The sequence below is a fragment of the Streptomyces sp. NPDC059696 genome (assembly GCF_042733745.1).
In the GTDB taxonomy this organism is placed as follows: domain Bacteria; phylum Actinomycetota; class Actinomycetes; order Streptomycetales; family Streptomycetaceae; genus Streptomyces.
In genome coordinates, this window is record NZ_JBHWFG010000086.1 from 1 (window position 1) to 2766 (window position 2766).

Annotated in this window: 3 protein-coding genes; all 3 read left to right on the top strand. The window is 71.7% G+C overall.

Annotated features, from left to right (window positions below):
- Positions 1 to 1002 (top strand): GMC oxidoreductase (locus ACFV20_RS36655; protein ID WP_385665422.1); only part of this gene is annotated, 1002 nt, incomplete at its 5' end.
- Positions 1003 to 1141: 139 nt separating this feature from the next.
- Positions 1142 to 1612 carry a thioesterase family protein gene (locus ACFV20_RS36660; protein ID WP_073771979.1) on the top strand — a complete coding sequence of 157 codons (471 nt, stop codon included), beginning with the start codon at positions 1142 to 1144 and terminating at the stop codon, positions 1610 to 1612.
- Positions 1613 to 1849: 237 nt separating this feature from the next.
- A complete protein-coding gene (locus tag ACFV20_RS36665; RefSeq protein ID WP_073771998.1) occupies positions 1850 to 2653 on the top strand; it encodes a TIGR03084 family metal-binding protein in 804 nt (267 codons plus the stop codon).
- Positions 2654 to 2766: the final 113 nt, after the last annotated feature.

Genomic DNA, 2766 nt, shown 5'->3' on the forward strand with positions numbered 1-2766 from the left:
GTGCACTACAACGTCGTGCACGACGACGACTACCGCCTGCAGGCGGGCAGCGGCGTCATCGAGGCGAAGATCGTGGTCATGGCGGCCGGCGCGGGCGCGACCCCGGTGATCCTCCAGCGCAGCGAGGCCCACCTGGGCACGATGCCCCGAGCGGTCGGCCGCTACTTCTCCGGCAACGGCGAGCGGCTCAACACCGCCATCATCGACGAGGCGAAGGCGGCCGAGCTGTTCGGTCTGGACCGGGGCGACGGGCTGGCCTACGCGGCCAACCAGATCGGCAAGGGCCCCACCGTGGCCAGCTGGGACAGGCTGGACGGTTCGCTGCCCGAGTACTCCCGCTACTCGCTGGAGCAGCTCTACTTCCCGCCGGGCCTCGGCACGATCCTCGCCCAGGTGCCCGGCGCCACCGGCCCCTCCTGGTTCGGCAAGGAGAAGAAGGAGATCCTGAAGCAGTGGACCTCCTGGCTCACGATCTTCACGATGATCGAGGACGACAACGAGGGCGTCTTCGGACCGCCTCCCGCCACGGGCAACGCCCACCGCATCTCCCAGCAGATGCTGGGCCGGGGCAACCTGCGCTACGAACCGACGAAGAACACCCTGGGCGCCTGGGCCGCGTCCGACGCCGAGGTCAAGGAGATCCTGGAGAAGGACGGCCTGCCCAAGGTCATGCCGTGGACCAACGACCTGGTCGGCGCGTACACCGTCCATCCGCTCGCCTCCTGCCGGATGGGCGACGACCCGCACACCTCCGCCCTGGACGACAGCAACGAACTCCGCGACCACCCGGGCATCTTCGTCACCGACGGCTCGTCGGTGCCCGGCGCGCTGACGGTCAACCCCGCGATGACCATCGCGGCGCTCGCCGAACGCGCGATGCCGGGGATCGTGCGCGCCGCGCAGAGCCGGGGCGTCTCCGTCACCTACGGCGCACCGGCCCCCGACGGTTCCGCGAGCGGCCGTAACAAGGTCCTCCCGCTGTTGCCGTCGGCACGCGGCTGATCCCGCGCGCCGACCGGCGCCCCCGCCCGCGCTCTCCGCCCGGAGCGCGGGCCACCGACCCCGCAGGTTCTCGCGGCCAGTGGGTTGCATCACGCAACTCGGTGCGATGACCGGCCCCGACGACGAAGGGCACAGACCGATGACCGCGACGATCCCCGACTACTTCGAGCTCCGTCACACCGTCGGCTTCGAGGAGACGAACCTCGTCGGCAACGTCTACTACGTCAACTACCTTCGTTGGCAGGGACGTTGCCGCGAGCTCTTCCTCAAGGAGAGGGCCCCTTCGGTGCTCGCCGAGGTCCAGGAGGACCTCAAGCTCTTCACGCTCAAGGTGGACTGCGAGTTCTTCGCCGAGATCACCGCCTTCGACGAGCTGTCGATCCGCATGAGGCTCTCGGAGCTGCGGCAGACCCAGCTGGAGTTCACCTTCGACTACATCAAGCTGGGCGGCGACGGCGGCGAGACCCTGGTGGCGCGGGGGCGGCAGCGCATCGCCTGCATGCGCGGCCCCAACACGGCGACCGTGCCGACCCTGATACCCGAGGCCCTGGCCGAGGCGCTCGCACCCTATTCCGACCGGGCCGGCTCCTCCGTGGGCCGCGCCGCCTAGGGCGGGTTTCGAAAGTCCCGCCTGCTCGGCGGCGTCCGGGCGGACGGCGCTCCTTTCGAAACACGCCCCAGAGCCTCCCATTCGGACCACGTGGAGCTCGCTGCGCCCGGCCCGCTCCTGCGCCGCCTTGTCGTCGACCGCCGGCGCCCCGCGGCGACCCCGTCCCGACGGCCACCCGGCCCACCCGGTGGGCAACCCCGTCCCCGTCCTGGAACACACCCTGTGAAGGAGTACGAGATGAACACGCTCGACGACGTCCTCAACCACCTGGCCACCGACATCGAGGAGCTGGCGCAGCTGGTCGAGAAGATCGACGAGGACGCCTGGTCCACCCCGACGCCGGCTCCCGGCTGGACCGTCACCGACCAGATCGCGCATCTCACCTTCGTCTTCAACCTGGCCAGGACCGCGGCGGCCGCGCCGGCGGAGTTCAAGGCCGTCACCGCCGCCGCGGCCGGGAACTTCGACGGAGCGGTGAACGCGGCCCTGAAGCAGTTCAAGGACTTCCCGCCGCAGGAGCTGCTCACCCGCTTCCGGGCCATGGGCCGGGCCTCGGTCGAGGCACTCGCCGCGGTGCCGGCCGGCCAGATCGTCCCGTGGCTGGTCAACCCGCTGCCGCCGGTCGTCCTGGGCTGCGCCGGGATCATGGAGGTGTTCGCCCACGGCCAGGACATCGCCGATGCCCTGGGGGTCCGGCGCACGCCCACGGAGCGGCTCCGCAACATCGTGGACTTCGCCTGGCTGACACGCGACTTCGGCTACGAGTCGCACGGTCTGACCCCGCCGGCCGAGCCGTTCCGCTTCGAGCTGACCGCCCCCTCGGGCGAGGTCTGGACGGTCGGCCCCGAGGACGCCACCGACACGATCAGCGGTCCCGCGCACGACTTCTGCCTGCTGGTCACCCGCCGCCGCCACCGCGACGACCTGGCCCTGACCGCGTCGGGCCAGGAGGCGGAGCGGTGGCTGGACATCGCCCAGGCCTACCGGGGGCCGGCGGGCGAGGGGCGCAAGCCCGGACAGTTCGCGGCGACCGGGAGCTGACCGGCGCCCCGGGGCCGGGCGCCGGGGGCTCCCGCCCGTCTCCCCACGGCCGGTCAGTACGCCTGGTGGGCGGCGGCTTCGGCGGGTTCCCGGTCCCGGCCGATGTCGGCTAG